Origin of the sequence: Arthrobacter sp. ISL-5, from assembly GCF_018613835.1 — a bacterium.
In the GTDB taxonomy this organism is placed as follows: Bacteria; Actinomycetota; Actinomycetes; order Actinomycetales; family Micrococcaceae; genus Arthrobacter.
Window position 1 is genome coordinate 101,271 of the sequence record NZ_JAGGPM010000046.1, and the last position, 21,175, is coordinate 122,445.

17 protein-coding genes are annotated in these 21,175 nt (G+C 67.2%); 7 read left to right on the forward strand and 10 right to left on the reverse strand.

The features are described from left to right. Position 1: 1 nt before the first annotated feature. The 4 genes from J7I89_RS22745 (at position 2) to J7I89_RS22760 (ending at position 4,892) form a co-directional block, all read left to right on the forward strand. Positions 2-3,013, forward strand: coding sequence for a bifunctional [glutamine synthetase] adenylyltransferase/[glutamine synthetase]-adenylyl-L-tyrosine phosphorylase (locus tag J7I89_RS22745; RefSeq protein WP_214975223.1), 3,012 nt, complete (start codon positions 2-4; stop codon positions 3,011-3,013). Between the two features lie 75 nt (positions 3,014-3,088). Next, positions 3,089-3,517 (forward strand): VOC family protein, encoded by a 429-nt coding sequence (locus J7I89_RS22750; protein WP_214975226.1) that lies wholly within the window; start codon positions 3,089-3,091, stop codon positions 3,515-3,517. A gap of 31 nt (positions 3,518-3,548) precedes the next feature. Continuing rightward, positions 3,549-4,064: a GNAT family N-acetyltransferase gene (locus J7I89_RS22755; protein ID WP_214975229.1), complete on the forward strand. Its 516-nt coding sequence runs from the start codon at positions 3,549-3,551 to the stop codon at positions 4,062-4,064. A gap of 246 nt (positions 4,065-4,310) precedes the next feature. Further along, positions 4,311-4,892: a hypothetical protein gene (locus J7I89_RS22760; RefSeq protein WP_214975232.1), complete on the forward strand. Its 582-nt coding sequence runs from the start codon at positions 4,311-4,313 to the stop codon at positions 4,890-4,892. A 153-nt stretch (positions 4,893-5,045) separates the two neighbouring features. Here the strand turns inward: J7I89_RS22760 and glnA are convergent, their stop codons facing one another. Continuing rightward, entirely contained in the window at positions 5,046-6,470 is a 1,425-nt protein-coding gene (gene glnA, locus J7I89_RS22765) for a type I glutamate--ammonia ligase (RefSeq protein WP_214975235.1), read from the reverse strand. 275 nt (positions 6,471-6,745) lie between these two features. On the opposite strand from glnA, the gene J7I89_RS22770 reads away from it, so the two are divergent. Next, positions 6,746-7,183: an RDD family protein gene (locus tag J7I89_RS22770; RefSeq protein ID WP_214975238.1), complete on the forward strand. Its 438-nt coding sequence runs from the start codon at positions 6,746-6,748 to the stop codon at positions 7,181-7,183. A 13-nt stretch (positions 7,184-7,196) separates the two neighbouring features. Here the strand turns inward: J7I89_RS22770 and J7I89_RS22775 are convergent, their stop codons facing one another. The 4 genes from J7I89_RS22775 to lipB form a co-directional block, all read right to left on the reverse strand. After that, the gene (locus J7I89_RS22775; RefSeq protein WP_214975241.1) at positions 7,197-7,598 is read right to left on the reverse strand and encodes a DUF3817 domain-containing protein; all 402 of its coding nucleotides are present in this window, start codon (positions 7,596-7,598) and stop codon (positions 7,197-7,199) included. A gap of 106 nt (positions 7,599-7,704) precedes the next feature. After that, positions 7,705-8,451, reverse strand: coding sequence for a DUF4191 domain-containing protein (locus tag J7I89_RS22780; protein WP_214975244.1), 747 nt, complete (start codon positions 8,449-8,451; stop codon positions 7,705-7,707). An 89-nt stretch (positions 8,452-8,540) separates the two neighbouring features. Beyond that, positions 8,541-9,548: a lipoyl synthase gene (lipA, locus tag J7I89_RS22785; protein ID WP_214975247.1), complete on the reverse strand. Its 1,008-nt coding sequence runs from the start codon at positions 9,546-9,548 to the stop codon at positions 8,541-8,543. Then, on the reverse strand, positions 9,545-10,213 hold the full coding sequence (gene lipB, locus J7I89_RS22790; RefSeq protein WP_214975250.1) for a lipoyl(octanoyl) transferase LipB: 669 nt from the start codon (positions 10,211-10,213) through the stop codon (positions 9,545-9,547). Before lipB ends, lipA begins: the two co-directional genes overlap by 4 nt. A 130-nt stretch (positions 10,214-10,343) precedes the next feature. Here lipB and J7I89_RS22795 point away from each other — a divergent pair, with 130 nt between their 5' ends. Further along, positions 10,344-12,125: a serine/threonine-protein kinase gene (locus J7I89_RS22795; RefSeq protein ID WP_214975265.1), complete on the forward strand. Its 1,782-nt coding sequence runs from the start codon at positions 10,344-10,346 to the stop codon at positions 12,123-12,125. Between the two features lie 35 nt (positions 12,126-12,160). Here J7I89_RS22795 and J7I89_RS22800 read toward each other — a convergent pair whose 3' ends face one another. Then, complete coding sequence (locus J7I89_RS22800) at positions 12,161-13,054, reverse strand: TIGR01777 family oxidoreductase (protein WP_214975268.1); 894 nt, start codon at positions 13,052-13,054, stop codon at positions 12,161-12,163. A gap of 74 nt (positions 13,055-13,128) precedes the next feature. Here J7I89_RS22800 and J7I89_RS22805 point away from each other — a divergent pair, with 74 nt between their 5' ends. After that, entirely contained in the window at positions 13,129-16,641 is a 3,513-nt protein-coding gene (locus J7I89_RS22805; RefSeq protein ID WP_214975271.1) for a S41 family peptidase, read from the forward strand. Positions 16,642-16,753: 112 nt separating this feature from the next. On the opposite strand, the gene J7I89_RS22810 is transcribed toward J7I89_RS22805, so the two are convergent. The 4 genes from J7I89_RS22810 to lpdA all read right to left on the reverse strand — a co-directional run bounded on the left by J7I89_RS22810 (position 16,754) and on the right by lpdA (position 21,169). After that, the gene (locus J7I89_RS22810; RefSeq protein WP_214975296.1) at positions 16,754-17,185 is read right to left on the reverse strand and encodes an OsmC family protein; all 432 of its coding nucleotides are present in this window, start codon (positions 17,183-17,185) and stop codon (positions 16,754-16,756) included. Between the two features lie 245 nt (positions 17,186-17,430). Further along, a complete protein-coding gene (locus tag J7I89_RS22815; protein ID WP_214975298.1) occupies positions 17,431-17,781 on the reverse strand; it encodes a hypothetical protein in 351 nt (116 codons plus the stop codon). A 155-nt stretch (positions 17,782-17,936) separates the two neighbouring features. Continuing rightward, a complete protein-coding gene (sucB, locus tag J7I89_RS22820) occupies positions 17,937-19,670 on the reverse strand; it encodes a 2-oxoglutarate dehydrogenase, E2 component, dihydrolipoamide succinyltransferase (RefSeq protein ID WP_214975300.1) in 1,734 nt (577 codons plus the stop codon). A 116-nt stretch (positions 19,671-19,786) separates the two neighbouring features. Then, positions 19,787-21,169, reverse strand: coding sequence for a dihydrolipoyl dehydrogenase (gene lpdA, locus J7I89_RS22825; protein WP_214975302.1), 1,383 nt, complete (start codon positions 21,167-21,169; stop codon positions 19,787-19,789). Between the last annotated feature and the right edge of the window lie 6 nt (positions 21,170-21,175).

A 21,175-nucleotide genomic window follows, 5' to 3' on the forward strand; every position in this document is an offset into this window, starting at 1 on the left:
GGTGAGCCTTGCCCGCCGTCTTATATCGGCCGGCTTCAGTGACCTGGAAAAGGGTGAACGGTTCCTGGCTGCCCGGGAGCTTGAGGGCATTGACCAGGACGTGCTGTTCGCCGGACTCCAGCTTGCCGCGAACCCGGATGCCGCCCTTCAGTCCTTGGTCCGGCTCATCGAGAAGCACCCGGACCTGAGAAAGCTGGCGGCGGCGGACACTGACACGAGCGAGCCGCTCTACCGTGTCCTCGGCGCCAGCGAGGCGCTGGGCGAATTCCTCATCCGCCACCCCGAGCATCTGGACGCCTTCGAGGTGAGGGCCAGCCCGGAGCCGCTCCAGGCGGCACGGGACGAGTTGCGGGCCCAGCTGCTCAGGGCGGTGCGCGCGGACCCGAAGGCCTCCCGTCCGGTGGCGGGGATCTCCGGCCCCGAAGCCTACGAGGCGCTGCGGACGGCGTACCGCCGGGGCGTGGTGGACCTGGCCGTCAAGGACCTTTGCGCCGCCGATCCGCTCGACTTCATGCCGGCCGTCGGAGCCGAGCTTGCCGATTTGGCCGGGGCCGCCATCGAGGCAGCACTCGCCGTGTCCCGGGCCGAAGCGGCGGCGCAGTTCGACCCCGCCGAGGTCGCCGACGTCGCACTGGCCGTGATCGGCATGGGCAAGTGCGGGGCCCGTGAACTGAATTACATTTCCGACGTCGACGTCATCTACGTGGTGGAGGCGGGGCAGCCGGACGACGCCCGGGCGAACACCATCGGCACGGCTTTGGCTTCGGGCATCTCGCGCGCCATTTCGTCTCCGGCGCGGGAACCCGGCCTGTGGGAAGTGGACGCCAACCTCCGGCCCGAAGGAAAGTCCGGGCCCCTGGTCCGGACACTGGCTTCGCACCAGAGCTACTACGCGCGCTGGGCCGAGAGCTGGGAATTCCAGGCCCTGCTCAAGGCACGGACCATCGCCGGCGACGCCGACCTCGGCAAGCGGTATGAGGACGCGGTCTCGCCGCTGGTCTGGACCTCGGCGAGCCGGGAGGGGTTCGTTGAATCCGTGCAGGCCATGCGCCGCCGCGTCACCGAACACATTCCCGCGGCGGAGGAACAGCGCCAGATCAAGCTCGGCAGGGGCGGGCTCCGGGACGTCGAATTCACGGTGCAGCTCCTCCAGCTGGTCCACGGGAAGTCCGACGAAACACTGCGCCGCCGCGACACCACATCGGCGATCGCGGCCCTGTCCACGGGCGGCTACATCGGCCGCGCCGACGCGGCCGCGTTCGATCACGCCTACCGCTACCTGCGGCTGCTCGAGCACCGCATCCAGCTTTTTCAGCTGCGCCGGACCCACCTCATGCCGGTAAAGGAGGACTCGCTCCGTGCCCTGGCCAAGGCTGTGCTGGGTCCGTTCTCCAGCGAACGGCCGCACCCGGACGCGCTCATGGCCGCCTGGCAGAAAACGAAGCGCTCCGTCCGGGAACTCCACGACAGGATCTTCTACCGCCCGCTCCTGAACACTGCGGCCAAGCTCAGCAGCGAGGATGCCCGCCTGACGCCGGAGGCTGCGCAGGGCAGGCTCGCGGCGCTGGGGTACCGGGATCCGCAGGGCGCCATGCGGCACATCGAGGCGCTGACCGCGGGCGTCAGCCGGCGCGCCGCCCTGCAACGGCAGCTGCTGCCCATCCTGTTGGGCTGGCTCGCCGAAGGCGTGGATCCCGACGCCGGTCTGCTCGCCTTCCGCCGGGTCAGCGAGGCGCTGGGCACCACGCACTGGTATCTCGGCATGCTGCGGGATTCCGCCGCGGCGGCGGAGCGGCTCTGCCACATGCTGTCCAACTCGCGGCTCATAGCCGACCTGCTTGAGGTGTCACCGGAATCCGTGGCGTGGCTGGGGACCGACAAGGAGTTGGCGCCGCTCAGCTTCGAGGCCCAATGGCAGGAAATTGCGTCCAAGATGTCCCGGCACGCGGACCCGGAAAGCGGCATGAGGCTCATCCGGCTGATCCGCCGCCGGGAAATCCTGCGCATCGCCATAGCCGACGGCGCCGGCCTGCTCGCGCAAGACGAGGTGGGGGCCGCCCTCGCCGAGACCGACAGGGCGGCCATCTGCGGCGCCCTGCGTGCTGCCGAGAACATCGTCGCCGCGTCCGGTCCGCTGAAGACGTCCGTGCTTGTGGTGGCCATGGGCCGGCAGGGCGGACGCGAGATCGGCTACGGCTCCGATGCCGATGTCCTGTACGTCCACCGCGCGCTGCCGGGCGCCTCGGACGACGAAGCCCAGCAGCAGGCGGCGAAGATCGTGGGGCATCTCTCGAGCCTGCTGACGCAGCCCCTAAAACCGGCCATCATGGCCGAACGTGTCCTTGCGGTCGACGCCGACCTGCGGCCCGAGGGCAAGAGCGGCGCCATGGTCCGATCATTGGAGTCGTACGCGGAGTACTACCGGCGATGGTCACTGGTCTGGGAAGCGCAGGCCCTCCTGCGGGCCCGGCCGATCGCCGGCGATGACCAGCTCGCCGCGGATTTCCGCAGGCTGATTGACCCGATCCGGTACCCGGAATCGCTCTCCGACGCTGACGTCCGTGAAATCCGGCGGGTCAAGGCGCGGGTGGAATCCGAACGGCTGCCGCGCGGCGCGGATCCTGCCCGGCACCTCAAGCTCGGCCGCGGCGGGCTCAGCGACGTCGAATGGCTGGTTCAGCTCCTCCAGCTCCAGCATGCCGGAAAACATCCTGAGCTGCGCACGACGTCAACGCTGAAGGCGATCGACGCCGCGGCGTCCCTGAGGCTGCTCGACGCAGCCGACGCCGGGCTGCTCGCCGACGCGTGGCGGCTGGCCAGCCGGATCCGCTCCGCGAATGTGATCTGGACTGGCCGCGCGTCGGACCTGCTGCCCTCCTCCCGGCGCGACCTGGAGGCGGTGGCCCGGTGGTGCGGCTACGAGGAAGGGATGGCCGCGGCTTTCGAGGAAGACTACCTGCGGGTCAGCCGGCGTGCACGGGGCGTCTTTGAGAAGGTCTTCTACGGGCAGTAAGTGCCCAACGGAGGAAGGAATTCCGGCGGCCGCGGTGGGCTGACACGTGGTGGGCCAAGTGCTAGGTTGGGGCGCATGGCTACCCAAATCTACCTGAATCTGCCCGTCAAGGACCTCGACAGGTCGGTCGAGTTCTTCACGGCCCTGGGGTTCTCGTTCAACCCGGATTTCACGGACGAGAATGCCACCTGCATGATCATCAACGACGACGCCTACGTCATGCTCCTTGTCGAGGGTTTCTTCAAGACCTTCACGTCCAAGAGCATCGCGGACGCCACCAGCAGCACCGAAGCGATCATGGCCTTCTCCGTGGACAGCCGCGAGGGTGTGGACGACATGTACCGGAAGGCGATCGCCGCAGGGGGCGCGGAGTCCCAGCCGGTCCAGGACTACGGCTTCATGTACAGCCACAGCTTCCAGGACCTGGACGGCCACCTGTGGGAAGTGATGTGGATGGATCCGGCCGGACCTCCGGCGGATGCCCCGGCGCCGCCCGCCGGATAGTGGTTGAGCCGCGCGCGGGTAGGCTCAGTTCATGCTTTCCACCGTATGGCTGATTTCCCTGACGGACCTTGACGCTGATGCCCGGGCCATCCACCTCGGCGAAGTGGCGGGGATGGAAGTGGGACCCGGCCAGGAGGACTTCGTGGGCGATCCCCTGCGCATGATGCTTGTGGGGCTGGAGGAAGAGTCCCGCAGGCCCTATGTCATTGAAGCGGGCGGGGAGGCCGTGGGGGTGCTGACGCTCCAGTCGGGAGCCGCCCGGCTTGCCGGATGGCCGGACGATGATTCCGTGTGGCTGCTCCGGGGATTCCTGATTGACCGGCGCCGCCAGGGCGCAGGCCTGGGGACGGCGGCGGCTGCCGCGGCGGTGGCGACCGCCGCGAGACTGACGGCGAGGACGGGAAGCGGCCAGGCCGGCGTCGTGCTTTCCGTCAACGAACGCAACGTCGCAGGGCAGGCCGCCTACCGCAAAGCGGGATTTGAGGATGCCGGCAGATATCTGGGCGGCGATGCCGGGCCGCAGAGGATCATGTACACCGCCTTCTGAGCCCGCGCGTCCGTCAACACCGGTTGAGGGGCGTCAAACCATTGCACGGTACCCGTTGCGTGCCTAGTCTGTGTCTTGGCAGTGTTCTTCAAACCTTGTTGGGGGGAAGGCTTGAAAGAGTCTTCATCTCGGGGACACTCGCCGGAAAAGGCTGGCTCCATGGTCTCAGCACGCCTGGAGCCAGCTTTCGGCGTTCTATCCGGCGCAGTCAGCAGGACCGCAGTGTGACCACCACGGAGTGCGGAAATGGAATTCGGCGAACCGGAAGGCGTACCAAGCAGCCAGGACAAAGACCATGCCCGGGCGCCAGTGAAAAGCAGCACCCCCGCCAGCAAGCTCAGGAGAGTCGAACTGCTGCTCATCGGGGCGGGTGTGGCTGCCACCCTTATCGCAGCGGCGTACCAGTACTTCGGCATCAGGAGCACACTGGAAAGCAGTACCGCAGCGTCGTTGTATGCCCAGCAGCAGGAGATCGACAAGATTTTCGTGGAAAATGTGGACCTTCAGCCGTACTTTTGGCGTCGCCAGGAACTGCCTGATCCTGCCGCTATCCACGATCCTGCCGCGAGGCGGGAGGCACAGCGACTGGCCGCCAGGTCTGAAGCCACGGCCCACCGGATACTGGATCACTTTGCCCACTTGAAATACCAGATGGGAACGCAGGCCTTCACCTCTGAGCGGGCCGACTGGGAGGCCTATATCAGGCGAAGTTTCGCCGAATCGATCATCCTGTGCCGTGCCCTGGAGGGAGACAGGGAGGCGTTTGGCGGTGCCGGACCCGAGTCGCTGTGGGGACTCTACGCGGAGGAGCCCTGCCGGGAAGTTTGATGCTCTCGGCCCGCACGCCCCGCAGGTCCCCCAGCAATACAGACAGCAATGGCAAAGGGCGGCCACCGGTTTCGTAACCGATGGCCGCCCTTGCGGTGTCAGGAGTCGTGCGGACTGCCTGCCGACTAAAGCTGATTTAGCCGCGTGGTCTGACTAGACGCCGTAGTAGAGCTCGAACTCGTAGGGGTTCGGGCGCAGGGACAGCGGGCGGATCTCGTTCTCGTACTTGTACTCGATCCAGGTGTCGATCAGGTCCTGGGTGAACACGCCGCCGGCCTGGAGGAACTCGTTGTCCTCGGCCAGTGCTTCCAGGGCTTCCTCAAGCGTGCCCGGAGCCTTGGGGATGTCCTTGGCTTCCTCGGCGGGGAGCTCGTAGAGGTCCTTGTCGATGGGAGCCGGGGGCTCGATGCGGTTGCGGATGCCGTCGATGCCGGCCATCAGCTGGGCAGCGAAGGCCAGGTACGGGTTGGACGAGGGGTCCGGAGCGCGGAACTCGATGCGCTTGGCCTTCGGGTTGGAGCCCGTGATCGGGATGCGGATACCGGCGGAGCGGTTGCCCTGCGAGTAAACCATGTTGACCGGGGCTTCGAAGCCCTTGACGAGGCGGCGGTAGGAGTTGACCGTCGGGTTGGTGAACGCCAGCACAGCCGAGGAGTGCTTCAGCAGGCCGCCGATGTACCAGCGGGCCGTGTCGGACAGGCCTGCGTAGCCCTTTTCGTCGTAGAACAGCGGCTCGCCGCCGGTCCAGAGCGACTGGTGGCAGTGCATGCCCGAGCCGTTGTCACCGAAGACCGGCTTCGGCATGAACGTGACGGACTTGCCCCAGGCGTCGGCGGTGTTCTTGACGACGTACTTGAACTTCTGCAGGTCATCAGCCGCGTGGGTCAGCGTGGTGAACTTGTAGTTGATTTCAGCCTGGCCGGCGGAACCGACCTCGTGGTGGCTGCGCTCGACCTCAAGGCCGGCCTCGTCCAGCGCAACACACATGGCGTCGCGCAGGTCGGCCTGCTTGTCGGTGGGGGAAACCGGGAAGTAGCCGCCCTTGACGGGGGTCTTGTAGCCGAGGTTTCCGCCTTCTTCTTCGCGGCCGGTGTTCCAGTGAGCCTCTTCGGAGTCGATCTTGTAGAAGCTGCCCTGCGGGGAGGACTGGTACTGGACGTTGTCGAACACGAAGAACTCTGCTTCGGGGGCGAAGAACGCGGTGTCAGCGATGCCGGTGGAGGCGAGGTAGGCTTCAGCCTTCTCGGCAACGCCACGGGGGTCGCGGTGGTAGGGGTCACCGGTGCGGGGGTTCACGATGGAGAAGTTCAGCGCAAGGGTCTTCTCCATGCGGAACGTGTCCAGGAATGCGGTGGTGACATCCGGAATGAGCTGCATGTCGGACTCTGCGATGCCCTGGAAGCCGCGGATGGAAGATCCGTCGAAGAGCTGGCCGTTGACGAAGAAATCAGCGTCCACGCTCTTGGCGGGCACGTTGAAGTGCTGCTGAACGCCAGGAAGATCGGTGAAGCGGATATCGACGAACTTAATATCTTCGTCTTTGATGAACTTGAGGACTTCGTCCGCAGTCTTGAACATCTATGCTCCTTACGCATATGTAATAACTGGCTGGAAAGCCATGTGGCCCAGCGCAATCCGAAGGGGCGAAAACACAAAAAAGTGCCCCCGCTCCCAGCTCGCTAGCAACTGTTAACACCCTAGGGATACGGGATTTCTCGTCCGTGTCCGCATTGTTTCCGGCAGGTTACAGAACGGCCTGATAACTGAACGCTATACGGAGTCCACACTGTGGTCCATCCGCATCCACAGTGTGAGCGTCTGTGGCGGGGCGGGCGGCTCGCTAAACTGGGACGGTGGTAGATCGCAGAGACATCGGCTCCTGGCTCAGTGGGCCGGACACTTCCGGCATTTCGAAGTACCCGGGGGAGCGCCTCGGCCTACCCGAATCAGGCCCGGCGTCCATCGCCCGGGCGGGACGCAGAATCCTGGCGATCACCATCGACTGGACCATCGCTCTGCTGATCAGCAACTTTTTCCTCGCCGGCAACCCCTGGGCCACGCTCGCTGTCTTCGCCGCCGAGCAGATCCTGCTGATCGGCACGCTGGGCTACAGCATCGGACACCGGGCGTTGGGCATCCACGTGGTACGGCTGGGCGGCACGCCGGCCGGACCCGTCGCGGCGCTCGTCCGCACTCTGCTGCTCTGCCTGGTGGTCCCGGCGGTCATTTTCGACCCCGACCAGCGCGGGCTGCACGACAAAGCCATGAACACCGTTCTCGTACGGATGTGACAGCGTTCCGGCGCTAACGGGCCGCGGTTTCTTCGACGGCGGGTTCCTGAGCCTGAGTCTCTCCGCGCCTGCCGGCCGCCGACATATCGGAGGCAGGCACAGCGGCTGACAGGTGCCCCCGGCGGTCCGCCCAGCGTTCAAACAGCACGGTGGCAAAGGGGAAGACGGCCGACAGCCCGGCGGACAGCGCCACGGGGAACGGCCAGCGCTGCAGCCGCCACAGGGCCAGGGCGGCAATGCCGTAGCCGATGAACAGTGCGCCGTGCACCGGCCCGGCAATCTCCACGCCGAGTTCGGTGGTCCGGGCGATCCACTTGAAGTACATTCCGGTCAGCAGGGCAGCCCAGCTGAAGGCTTCGGCTATTGCCAGAAGCCGGAAGACGCGGATGATGGCGGACGTTGACGGGTATTTCACGGGGGCTCCGGCTTCAGTTGGTGTCGCTGGGCTGGCATGGCAAATCTGACAAAAGCGCCCCGGGGCCGGCGCTGATGCGGCGGCCCCGGGGCGGTTCAGGTGTGTCTCAGCGTCCGCGCTGCGGGCGGGCCTTGTAGGGATCGATGCCCTTGGGGATGGGAAGCCGGCCGCCCAGCGACGAGATGCGCTTCGAAACGGCACTGACCTCGGTCTTGGTGAGTTCCTTGTTCAGCTTGTTCATCTTCTTCGCGACCTGGCTGATCGGGACCTGGCCCTCTCCGCGGCCGCTTTCAATGACGTGGATCGTGACGTTGGGCAGGATCCGGACGAGCTTCTTCCGCTCGGCTTCCACCAGGGGCCTCACACGGTGCGTCGGTCCTTCCGAGACGAGGACGACGCCGGGACGCCCGATGGCGCGGAACACCGCATCCTGCGTGCGCGGGTTGACGGCGACCGGCTGCTCCTCGGTGATCCAGCCCCGCTTGAGCGTGCTCAGGGCGGCGCCCGATGCTCCCGGCTGGTTCTCGATCTGGGCGAATGCCGCACGCTCGGCCCGCCGTGACAGGATCAGGGTGGCGGCAAGGAAGCCGAGCGGGATGCCGATGATCAGGGCGGTGATCCAGTTTTCCAGCAGCAGGCCAATAACGAGGCTTACGGCGACGACGCCCAGGAACGCCAGCAGCATGAGCCACGGAACCATGGGATCGTGGCGGCGGGTCATGTTGAAGACTTCGCCGATCTGCTTGAGCCGGCTGGGCTTCTTGACCTTTGCCTCTTTGGGCTTGCGCGAGAAGAGGCCGCGCTTGGGAGCGTCAGCTGCCGGTGAATTGCTGGAATCAGGGGATTTCGCCATAGTGCCTTAATTCTACGTGATCCACGACAAAGGGCCGGACGCCGGAGTGATCCGGCCCCGGCCCCCGGCCAAGGAAAAGATATGTTTCTTTAGGAGTGCGCCGCGAGCAGTGAGCTGGCTTCCTGTCGGGTGCTGCCGGAGCTTTCGATGTGCGCGAGTTCGGCCGGGATTTCCCAGCCCTTCTTGCGCATGGCGGTGGCCCAGAGCCGGCCGGCACGGTAGGAGGACCGCACGAGCGGGCCGGACATGACGCCGAGGAAGCCGATCTCGTCCGCTTCCTGCTGCAGGTCCACGAATTCCTGCGGCTTGACCCAGCGGTCCACCGGGAGGTGGCGTTCGGACGGGCGCAGGTACTGGGTGATGGTGATCAGGTCACAGCCGGCCTGGTGCAGGTCGCGCAGGGCCTCGGAGATTTCCTCGCGGGTTTCGCCCATGCCCAGGATCAGGTTGGACTTGGTGACCATGCCCAGGTTCCGGCCCTGGGTGATGACATCCAGCGAGCGGTCGTAGCGGAAGGCGGGGCGGATGCGCTTGAAGATCCGCGGCACGGTCTCGACGTTGTGCGCGAAGACCTCGGGCTTGGAGTCGCAGATCGCCTGGATGTGTTCGGGCTTGCCGGAGAAGTCCGGGATCAGGAGTTCGACGCCGGTGCCCGGGTTCAGTTCGTGGATCTTGCGGACCGTTTCGGCGTAGAGCCAGACGCCCTCGTCGGCGAGGTCGTCCCGGGCCACGCCGGTGACGGTGGCGTAGCGCAGCTGCATCGCCTGGACCGAGCGGGCCACCTTGGTGGGTTCGAACATGTCCACCGGGGAGGGCTTGCCGGTGTCGATCTGGCAGAAGTCGCAGCGGCGGGTGCATTCGGAGCCGCCGATCAGGAACGTGGCTTCCTTGTCTTCCCAGCATTCGAAGATGTTGGGGCAGCCGGCCTCCTCACACACGGTGTGGAGGCCTTCCTTTTTGACGAGGTTCTTGAGCTGGACGAACTCCGGGCCCATCTGGACCTTGGCCTTGATCCATTCCGGCTTGCGCTCCACCGGGGTGGCCGCATTGCGCTGCTCGATACGCAGCATCTTCCGGCCTTCTGGTGCCAGTGTCACAGTAGAGCTCCTTCGGGGGTTGCAACTAGGGCGTCTTCATTCTTGCGCAGTTCTTCGATGATCCGCGAAACGAGGTCGGCGGGGGCCACGTCGCGGCCGGTCTCCCGGGCAATGGTGGTTACACCGGCATCGGTGATTCCGCAGGCGATGATCTGTCCGTACGGGGCCAGGTCGTTGTTGCAGTTGATGGCGAATCCGTGCATGGTCACGCCCTCGGTCACCCGGATGCCGATGGCCGCGATCTTGCGGGCGGGGCCTTTGTCGTCCTCGGTGATCCAGACGCCGGCGCGGCCCTTGATCCGGACAGCGGTGATGCCGTAATCGGCGAGGACGGCGATGATCACGGCCTCCAGCCGTTCGACGTAGTCCCGGATTCCGGCTTTGTTCTTCAGCTTGATGATGGGGTAGCCCACGAGCTGGCCGGGGCCGTGCCACGTCAGCTTGCCGCCGCGGTCCACTGCCACCACCGGGGTGCCGTCGAAGGGGCGCTCATGGTCTTCCGTGCGTTTACCTGCGGTGTAAACGGCGGCGTGTTCGAGCAGGAGTACTGTGCTGGGGGCCTTGCCGGCCAGGACGTTCTCGTGGATTTCGCGCTGGAGGTCCCAGGCGTGCGTGTAATCCACAAATTCCGGGGCGAGACCCAGCTGTGTGAACTCAAGAGTCATGGCATCCAGCTTAGACCCCGCGCGCAATCCTGCCCGCGACTGTGCCCAAGCTCTCATCCGGCCGTTCACTCCTGCGGCGCCCTGTGGATAACTTCTGCAGGATGCTTCCGTTTCCGGTAGTGGTTAACCCATGGACGAGGCGGGGCGGGAAACGGAGCATTACGCCGGCGAACCGAGGGTCGCCGGCTACCAGGTTTGCCGATGGCTGGGCCGCGGCGGGAGCGCCGGGGTGTGGCTGGTGACGGAGGAGGCAACCGGACGCACGCTTGCCCTGAAGTGCCTGGGCGCAGGCGCGGGCAGTCGAGCTGCCGGGACAAGCGGCGTTCTTGAGGGAGACCTCCGCCGGGAGATCCTGATCATGTCCGTCCTTGACCATGAGCACCTGATTAGGGCGCACGACGTCGTTCGGACCGGCGAACCCGGAGCCAACGGGTGGGGGCTGCTCATGGACTATGCCCCCGGCGGTTCACTGGGCCAGCTCATCCGCGCCCGTGGCAGGCTCAGTGTCGGCGAGACGGTGACCGTCCTGACGCCCGTCGCGCAGGTTCTCGGCTACCTCCACGGCAGGGGATTCACCCATTCGGATGTCTCGCCCGGAAACGTGCTGTTCTCCGCGCACGGCAAGCCGCTGCTCGCAGACCTCGGCGTGGCGCGGATGGTGGGGGATCCCTCCGGTGTTCCGGACCTTGGTACAGCGGGCTTCACGGATCCTGCACCGGTGGATGCCGTCCGGGCAGGGCTCCAGCCGGAACGCGACGTCTATGCTGCGGCCGCGGTCGGCTGGTACTGCCTCACCGGCGAGCCACCCCTGCCGGCGGCCGACAGGCCTCCGCTTTCGGCGCTCGTTCCGGAAGTTCCGGCCGAACTGGCCGCGGCCCTGGAGGCGGGCCTGAGCGAAGACCGGAGGCAGCGGCCGGCCGCCGCGGAGCTGGCCACTGCCGTGTACCGCAGCGCCTGCGCAACCCCGGTAGACCTGTCCCGCTCCGTGCACACGACCGTGCTGCCCGAGCTCCTGACGCGCCGGCAGGGCATGCCGCCCCGCGGCCCGCACCGGGAACGGGTCCTGGCCTGGTGGCGGCGCCTGTCCACATCCCGGTTGTTCCTCGCCGTCGGGCAGCGACGCGGCGGTGGCGGCGGCGTTGCGCCGTCGCTTAGGTTCCGGAGCCGGTCGGCAGCAGCCGCTGGCCTCCCGGCCGCCGAGCCTGCCGCCGACGCGGTCGCCGCAGTGACGGGCCCGGAGCCGCCCGCCGCGCCGCGCCACCGTGCCCGGCGGGCCGTGACGGACAGTCAGCACCGCTCCTCCCGGCGGGCCGTAACTGCCAGTCCGGCCCGCCGCCGTCGTCGCACAGCAGCCATGGCCGGCATTCTCACTGCTCCGGCTATTGCCGGAGCGTTCCTGCTGGTGCCGTGGGCGCAGTCGTCGAACGATTCCGTGGGAAGCCAGACCGGCCACCCGCCAGCGGCGCAGGGAGCTCCGGCCCCCGGACCCGCCGCAGTTCCCGACGCCGTCCGGAACCAGCTCCGCGCGAAAAATCCGGATGAAGCTGTCAGGGGCCTGGCCTGGCTGCGCTCGATGGCCTTCAGGGACGGAAAGCCGGAGCTGCTGGCCGAGGTCAATGCGGGCAACTCCCCGGCGGCGGAGGCCGACGGCAAGATCAGCGCACGGCTGCAGGATTCCGGGAGCGTCCTTGCCGGGTTCACCACAAACCTCACGTCGGTCCGGACCCTGCCGGAAAGCACGGGGGCGAGAGCGGTGGTTGCGGTGACGTCGGCGACGTCCGGATACGAGGAACGGCTGGCCAACGGCACGGTGATTGCCGTGAGCGGTCCGCTGCAAGGGCAAGAGTTGCGGCTGGTCCTGGTGCCTGTGAACGGCACCTGGCGGATTGCCGACATTCTGCCGGCGGCATGACGACGGGTCGCGGCGGGATGACGGCGGACCTGCGGTCAGGAGCGGCCGGCCACCCAGCGGGCTGCATCCCGGACCGACGGATGCTGCCAGGTGAACCCGTCACCCTTCAGCAGTGCGGGCTCCATCCGCTGGCTGGCAAGCAGGAGCTCATCAGCCAGCTTGCCCATGACCAGCCGCAGCGCGGGCGCCGGCGCGCGGAGCAGTGCAGGCCGGTGCAGTGCTGCGGCGAGCCCGGCCACGAGGGTATTCACATTCGCGGCTTCCGGCGCTGCGACGTTGACCGGGCCGGTAAGGCGGGACGTCAGGAGGAAAGCGAAGGCGGAGGAAATGTCCGGAAGCGTGATCCACGGCCAATACTGACGGCCGTTGCCGAGGGGTCCGCCGAGGCCCGCCCGCAGCAGCGGCAGGAGCCGGCCCAGCGCACCGCCGGACCTGCTCAGCACCACGGCCGAGCGCGGCGTCACCACCCGGACGCCCGGCGGCGCCTCCCGGGCCGCGGCCTCCCACTCAAGGCAGATCCGTGCCATGATGCCGGCACCGGCGGGTGACTCCTCCGTGACAAAGGCCTGGCCGGCGTCGCCGTAATACCCGGCGCCCGACTGGCTGATGAAGACCTTCGGCGGAGCGTCGAGGTGGCGCATGGCGGCCGCGAGCGTCCGGGTGGGATCGAGCCGTGAGCGGAAAAGCTCGTCGATCCGGCGGCGCGTCCACGGCCTGTCGCCGATGCCGGCCCCGCAGAGGTTGATGACGGCGTCGGCACCCTCAATGCAGGCCGGGTCAAGGCCGCCGGCGGCCGGATCCCACCGGACCTCGGCCGCGGATCTGGGCGGCCTCCGGACCAGCCGGGAGACATCATGTCCGTCCGAGACGAGGCGTGAGGAGAGATCGGATCCGATGAGCCCCGAGGAGCCGGCCATGACGATTCGCATGATCCATCTCACCATGCCCCGGCACGGGACGGCACCTCCCGGAAGCCTCTGTTGACTTTGACTATGATCGAACGATGACCTCTTCGAGCTACTTCCGATTCCCGCATGTTCACGGCGATCTGGTCACGTTTGTGGCCGAGGACGACGTCTGGATCGCGCCGCTCGACGGCGGCCGCGCCTGGCGCGTCTCCTCGCTTCAGCTGCCGGCCCGCAATCCCCGGTTCACCCCGGACGGCAAGCGGCTGGTCTGGACGGTCGTACAGGGAACCGCCCCCGAAGTTGTCATCGCCGACGTCGACGGTGGCGGATACCGCCAGCTGACCTTCTTTGGCCACAGCACCACGAGGGTAAAGGGCTTCACGCCGGCGGGGGACATCGTGGTCACCAGCGCGTTCCGGCAGGCGGAGAGCCGCCACACCCATGCCTACCGGCTGTCCACCGACGGCGGCTGGGCCGAGGAACTCCCGTTCGGGCCGGTTGAATCGGTGGCCTTCGGACCTGAAGTCGGGGATGAAAAGCCGGTGGTGGTGGGCAGCGTCCTGTCCCGCGAACCAGCCTGGTGGAAGCGCTACCGCGGCGGCACTGCCGGGAAGCTGTGGATCGACGCCGACGGCAACGGCGAGTTTGAACGGCTGCTCCCGGACCTTGACGGCAACCTGGCCGACCCCATGTGGGTCGACGGGCGGATCGCGTTCCTTTCGGACCACGAAGGGTACGGCAACCTCTACTCGGTGCTGCCCGGCGGCGCAGACCTCCGGCGCCACACTGACCACGAAGACTTCTACGTGCGCCACGCGTCCACCGACGGCAAGCGTGTCATTTTTGAATCCGCCGGCGAGCTGTGGATCCTGCCTGACCTGGCATCCGAGGCCGTCCGGCTGGAAATAAAGCTCGGGTCCGCCTCGCAGGGCCGGCGTCCCGCCATGCTCCAGGCCACCAAGCACCTCGGCGACGTCCGCCCGGACAACACCGGAGCCGCCGCCGCCGTCGAGGCCCACGGCACCGTCCACTGGCTGCGGCACAAGGACGGGCCGTCCCGCGTGGTCGAGGCCACTCCAGGCGTCCGCGCCCGGCTTCCGCGTCCGCTGACGGACGGCCGCATCGCCTACGTCGCCGATCTTGAGGGCGACGAGGCCCTCTTCATCAGGGAGATTGCCCCGCAGCTGGAAGTGCAGGCAGAGGCGCCGGTGTCCCCGGAACCTGACACGGCGCAGCAGGAGCCCGTGTCCTCCGGAGTGCCCCTGCCGCTGCCGGTGTCCGCGGCCGGGCTTGCGGGCCACGGCACCGGGCTGACGGTGGCCGACGACTCGACGACGGACGTCGCTCCCGCAGCCGAGGCAGAGGACCAGGCGGGCCCCGCGGCGGGAACGGCGGCCGGACCGGCGCCGGCCGGCCCGGCGTCCCTGAAGATTTCGTTCCCGAAACCGTCCCGCGCCAGCGCCATCGAGGCGAGCCCCGACGGCCGCTGGGTGGCCATCGGCACGGCCTTCGGCGACGTATTCCTGGCAGACACCCGCAAGGGAACCATCACCGCCGTGACGAGCATCGGCGAAGGCAGCATCGAAGACCTGTGCTGGTCACCGGACTCCGTCTGGCTGGCGTGGTCGGAGCCGGTGACGTCGTTCGGCTCGCGCAGCCGCCTGCGCCTCGTCCCCGTCACCGGTGGGGTCCCGGTCGCCGGCGGACAGGCCGGGATCGTCGAGGTGACCGACGGCCGCTTCCGTGACGAGTCGCCGTCGTTCACGCCGGACGGAAAGTTCCTCGCTTTCCTGTCCAACCGCAGTTTCGATCCCGTGTACGACGGACATTCCTTTGACCTGTCCTTCCCCAGCCCGATCAAGCCCTACCTGGTGGCGCTGGCGGCGGAGACAGCATCGCCGTTCGGTCCCAGCGTGGACCTTTCCGTTGAGGCGGAGGCCGCCCCCGTCAGCGCAGAAGAGCAGCCCGGACAGCCCGCTACTGTCAGGGTGGATGCCGACGGCCTGTCGCACCGCGTCATCAGCGTGCCCGTACCGCAGGGCAACTACTCGTCATTGACGGCTGCCGAAGGCGCCTTGCTGTGGCTGGACAGCCCCCTCGCCGGTGTAACGGGCGACGGCAGGGCAAGCCTTGAGGACAAGAACGCGGCACCTGGCCTTGTCAGGTTCGATCTGGCCAAGCGCAAGGCCGCCACCATCGTTGAGGCGCTGGACAGCTACCGCGTCTCAGGCGACGGCACGAAAGTGGTGCTGATCCACGACAAGCAGGTCCGTGTGGTGCCCTCTGACGCGAAGGCCGATGAGGAGTCCGGCCAGCTGGTCAAGGTGGACCTGACGCGGATCCGCGTGCTGCTGGACCCCCTCAGCGTCTGGGGGCAGGCATTCGACGAGGCATGGCGGCTGCAGCGCGATTTCTTCTGGACCGAGGACATGGCCGGCCAGGACTGGTCCTCAATCCACAAGCGTTACCGGCCGCTGGTCGACAGGCTGGGCTCGCACGACGACCTCGTGGACCTGCTGTGGGAGCTTCACGGCGAGCTCGGCACGTCCCACGCCTACGTCCGTCCGGCGGCCGCGACTGAGAACGGCAGCAACGGCCAGGGACGCCTTGGCGCCGACCTGGCGTTCACGGGGGAGGGCTGGGAAATTCTCCGCATCCTCGCAGGTGAATCCTCGGATCCGCTGGCCACGTCGCCGCTGACCCGCCCCGGAGCCGACGCCAAGGCGGGGGACGTCCTGCTCGCGATCGACGGCGTGCGGCTGACGGAAACGCTCACACCCGCCATGCAGCTGGTCGGCGCCGCCGGCCGCGCGGTGGAACTCACCATCCGCAACGGAGCCGGCCACGGCCCGGCAGCAGGAGCCCAGCGCCGCATTGCCGTCGTTCCGATCAAGGACGAAGAGCGTCTCCGGTACCAGGACTGGGTGGCCGCGAACCGACGCACGGTCCGCGAAGCGTCCGGCGGAAGCTTCGGGTATCTGCACATCCCCGACATGATGGCCAACGGCTGGGCGCAGCTCCACCGCGACCTGGACACCGAAACGGCGCTGGACGGACTGATCGTTGACGTGCGCCGGAACCGCGGCGGGCACACCTCCCAGCTCGTGGCCGAGCTGATCGGGCGCAAGGTGACGGGCTGGAGCATGCCGCGTGGCGAGAAGCCGCGGACCTACCCGCACCACGCACCGCGCGGGCCGGTCATCATCCTGGCCGACGAATTCGCCGGTTCCGATGGCGACATCATCACCCAGGTGTCAAAGCTCCGCGGCATCGGCCCGGTGATCGGGACCCGCACCTGGGGCGGAGTGGTCGGCATCGACAGTCGCTTTACGCTGGCCGACGGCACCGGCGTGACCCAGCCGCGCTACGCCACCTGGTTCGGCGGCGGCGTGGGCTGGAGCGTCGAGAACCACGGCGTTGCACCGGACATCGAGGTGGCCTTCCCGCCGCACGCCTATGCGGCCGGACGCGACCCGCAGCTGGAATACGGAATCGGCGCCCTGAAGGAAATGGTCCAGGAGCTCCCCACAGACCGGCCGCCGGCACGCGAGGGCTACCGCCGGCTGCGCCCGGAGCCGCTGCCGGCACGCAGGCCCACGGTCGGCTGACGCCGTGAGCCGCTGACCCGGCTCATACAAAAGGCCCTGTTCCCGGCAGGATTCTCCAGACCGGGAACAGGGCCTTTTGCTGTGTGGTTCCGGCCGCTGGGCAGCCGCCGAATCAGGAAGCGGCGAGTGTGGCGTCCAGGGTGATGTCGATGCTGGCGAGGGCGCCGGAGACAGGGCAGCCGACCTTGGCTTCCGCTGCGATCTTCTGGAATTCATCCTCGGAGATGCCCGGCACCTTGGCGCTCATGGTCAGGTGGCTGCCGGTGATGCCGGTGCCCGGCACGAACGTGACGTCTGCCTTGGTGTGCACCTCTTCCGGGGTGTGGCCGGCCTGGGCCAGCGCATGGCTGAAGGCCATGGAGAAGCAGGCGGAGTGGGCGGCGGCGATCAGCTCTTCCGGGCTGGTCTTGCCTTCCGAGGCCTCGGTGCGGGCCTTCCAGGTGACCTCGTAGGTGCCCAGTCCGGAGCTGTCGAGCGTCGTGTTGCCGGCCCCGGTAATCAGGTCGCCGTTCCATACAGTGTGTGCGGTGCGTGTTGCTGCCATGTCCACTCCTAAGCTTGGGTTTAAATCAGGACCCGGCTGACGCCCGATCCTTCCTGCACAATCCTATGGATTAGCCGGCGCGGGCGCACGGGTTGTCCGCTGTCAGAGGATTATGACCGGCCGCCAAAACGCGGCCGCCAGGACGCGGCGGCCGGATTACGGGTGCAGGGTAACGCAAGGAACGACGACGGCGACGCCTCCGCGGAGGGGGCGTCGCCGTCGTCGTCATGAGGGAAAGGCGGCTGTCAGTTCCAGAGGGTGGCGATGGCCACGTTCAGCAGCGCCAGGCCGCCGACGCTGTGCGCCAGGCCGGCGGAGATGGGCTCGTCCTTCTTGTACTTCCGGCGGCCGATGAAGGCCAGCACGCCGACGGCCAGGGCGATGACGAACTTGATGCCGAGCTTGGCGTAGTTGGCGTCCATGTCCAGCGCAGGAATGAGGCCCATCATGACGATGCCGGTGATGATCTGGAGAGCCGCGCCGTCAAACTGCCGAGGGTGGACGGTGGGCTTCTTCATGTTGCCGATCCAGATGCCGACGATCATGGCGGCGCCGACGATGTGCAGGAAGACCATGATGTTATAGACGATTATCATGGCATCAGTCTAGCCAGATGGTTCTACGCTTCGTAGTAAGCCCGGGCGCGGGTCGGAATGCAAATGGCATGGACGAAAAACGGCGGCGGCCGCCCGGTCCGCCGGTGGTTTCCCACCGTGTCCCGGACGGCCGCCGCCGTCGAAATTCCCGGAGCCTAGAGTCCCAGATCCGCTTCGAACGCGCCTTCTTCAAGGCGGGCCTTGAGCGTCTGCAGGAAGCGTCCGGCGTCCGCGCCGTCCACCAGGCGGTGGTCGTACGTGAGCGACAGGTACATCATGGAACGGATGGCGATGGAGTCGTCACCGTTCTCGTCGGTGACCACCACGGGGCGCTTGACGATGGCGCCGGTGCCCAGGATGCCGACCTGCGGCTGGTTGATGATCGGAGTGTCGAACAGGGCGCCAACGGAGCCGATGTTCGTGATGCTGAACGTTCCGCCGGAGAGCTCGTCCGGACCGATCTTGGCGTTGCGCGTGCGGTCAGCAACGTCGGCGATCTTGGCGGCCAGGCCGGCGAGGTTCAGGGTGCCGGCGTCGGAAATGACGGGAACCAGCAGGCCCTTGTCAGTGTCGACGGCGATCGCCAGGTGCTCGGCGTTGTGGTAGGTGATTTCCTGCTTCTCTTCGTCGTACGCGGCGTTGAGCTTGGGGTGCTGCTTCAGGGCTTCGGCGACGGCCTTGGCGATGAACGGCAGGAACGTGAGCTTGACGCCGTTCTGGGCCTGGAACGAGTTCTTGGCCTTGAGGCGGAGCTTGGCCACCCTGGTCATGTCCACTTCGTGCACCTGGGTCAGCTGGGTGGAGACATCCAGCGACTCGCGCATGCGGCGGGCGATGACCTGTCGGATGCGGGGTGCCTTCTGCACGGTGCCGCGCAGCGAGGATGCCGCGGCGGATGCCGGGGCAGCCGCCGGAGCAGCGGATGCCGGTGCAGCGGCAGGAGCCGGAGCCGCCTTCGCCTCGGCGGCAGCAAGCACGTCCTGCTTGCGGATGCGGCCGCCCACTCCGGTGCCGGACAGGGAGGAGATGTCAACGCCCTGCTGGTTGGCCAGCTTGCGGACCAGGGGAGTGACATAGCCGGACTCGCCGCCGGCGGCTGGTGCCTCAGCCGGGGCAGCGGCCGGTGCCTGGGGAGCAGGTGCCTGAACTTCTTCCTTGGCCGGAGCCGTGGCAGGTGCCTCGGCCGGCTTCTCGGGTGCGGCAGCTGGCGCGGGGGCTTCGGCGGCCTTCTCGGGAGCGGCGGCCGGTGCCGGTGCGGCGGCGGCGGGGGCAGCAGCGCCGGAGCCGATGACCGCGAGGACGGAGCCGACTTCGGCCGTTTCGTCTTCGTTGACACGGATTTCCTGGAGCGTGCCGGCGACCGGCGACGGGATTTCGGTGTCCACCTTGTCGGTGGAGACCTCTAGGAGCGGCTCATCCACTTCGACGGTGTCGCCAACGGCTTTGAGCCACCGGGTCACAGTGCCCTCGGTGACGCTTTCGCCCAGGGCCGGGAGGGTCACTTCGTGGCCCTCGCCGGCCGGAGCCGGTGCCGCTTCGGCGGCGGGTGCCTGCTCAGCGGGCGTTTCCGCTGCAGGTGCCTCGGCGGGTGCCTCGGCGGCCGGGGCTTCCTCCGCCGGCGCGGCTTCTGCGGGGGCGGACCCGCCGCCTGAACCGTCACCGATGCGGACCAGGGGAGCACCAACTTCTGCGGTTTCGTCTTCGGCAACGAGGATTTCCTCGATGACGCCGGCGATCGGAGAGGGGATTTCAGTGTCTACTTTGTCGGTGGAGACTTCGAGCAACGGCTCGTCCACCTCTACCCGGTCACCTACCTGCTTGAGCCAGCGGGTGACGGTTCCTTCGGTGACGCTCTCACCGAGGGCGGGCAAGTTAACGGATTCAGACATGTCGTCCCCGTTCTCCTTATTGATCTTTTGTGCGGATGATTGCTGGCTTGTTCGAGCTTAGTGCACCCTGCGGATCATGCCGGGTGCACTAAGCCCTGTTGTATTGCGGAGCTGCTTTAGCCGTGGAGGGCTTTGCCCGCGAGGGCGAGATGGGCTTCGCCCAGCGCCTCGTTCTGGGTCGGGTGGGCGTGCAGCAGCTGGGCCACATCCTCCGGGTAGGCTTCCCAGTTCACGATCAGCTGGGCTTCGCCGATCTGCTCACCCATGCGGGAGCCGATCATGTGGACGCCGACGACGGGGCCGTCCTTCTGGCGGACCAGCTTGACGAGGCCGCCGGTGCCCAGGATGGAGCTCTTGCCGTTGCCGGCGAGGTTGTATTCCTGGATCTCGACCTGGTCTTCGCCGAACTTTTCCTTGGCGCCCGTTTCGGTGTAGCCGACCGTGGCGATTTCGGGTTCGCAGTAGGTGACCTTCGGGATGTTGACGTCTTCGACGATGACGGGCTTCAGGCCGGCAATCTCTTCGGCAACAAAGATGCCCTGCTGGTAGCCGCGGTGGGCCAACTGGACACCGGGAACGATGTCGCCCACGGCGTAGACGTTGCCGACGCCGGTGTGCAGGCGCTCGTTGGTGATGACGAACCCGCGGTCGATGGTGACGCCTGCCTCTTCGTAGCCGAGGTTGGCCGTGACCGGGCCGCGGCCAACGGCCACCAGGAGGAGTTCGGCCTCAAACGTCTTGCCGTCAACCAGCGTGACCTTGACGCCGTCGCCGTCCTGCTCGACGCCCTGGAAGAACGTTCCGGTGGAGAACTTGATGCCGCGCTTCTTGAAGGCCCGCTCGAGGTTCTTCACGATGGTGGCGTCTTCGTTCGGGACCAGCGAGGGCAGGCCTTCAACGATGGTGACGTCCACGCCGAACGACTTCCACACGGAAGCGAACTCGACGCCGATCACGCCGCCGCCCAGGACGATGACGCTCTTGGGGATGTAGTCCATGGTCAGCGCTTCGTCGGACGTGATGACGCGGCCGCCGATTTCCAGGCCGGGAAGCGAACGGGAGTACGAGCCCGTGGCGAGGACGATGTTCTTGCCCTTGTAGGCCGTGCCGTTCACGACGACGGTGTCGGTGCCCTGAAGCTTGCCCTCACCCTCGATGACGGTGATGCCCTTGGACTTGATGAGGCCCTGCAGTCCCTTGAACTTGCCGGCGACGATTCCGTCCTTATAGGCGTTGACGGCCGTGATGTCGATGCCGTCAAGCGTGACGTTCACGCCGTACTTGGCGGAGTCGCGGGCGTGGTCGGCCAGTTCGGCAGAGTGCAGGAGCGCCTTGGTGGGGATACAGCCGTTATGCAGGCAGGTTCCACCAAGTTTGCCCTTCTCCACGAGGCCGACGGTGAAGCCAAGCTGAACGGCCCGGAGGGCCGTGGCGTATCCGCCGCTGCCGCCACCGAGTACCAGGATGTCGAATTCTTGCGCAGTTGCCTGATCGGCCACTTAAAC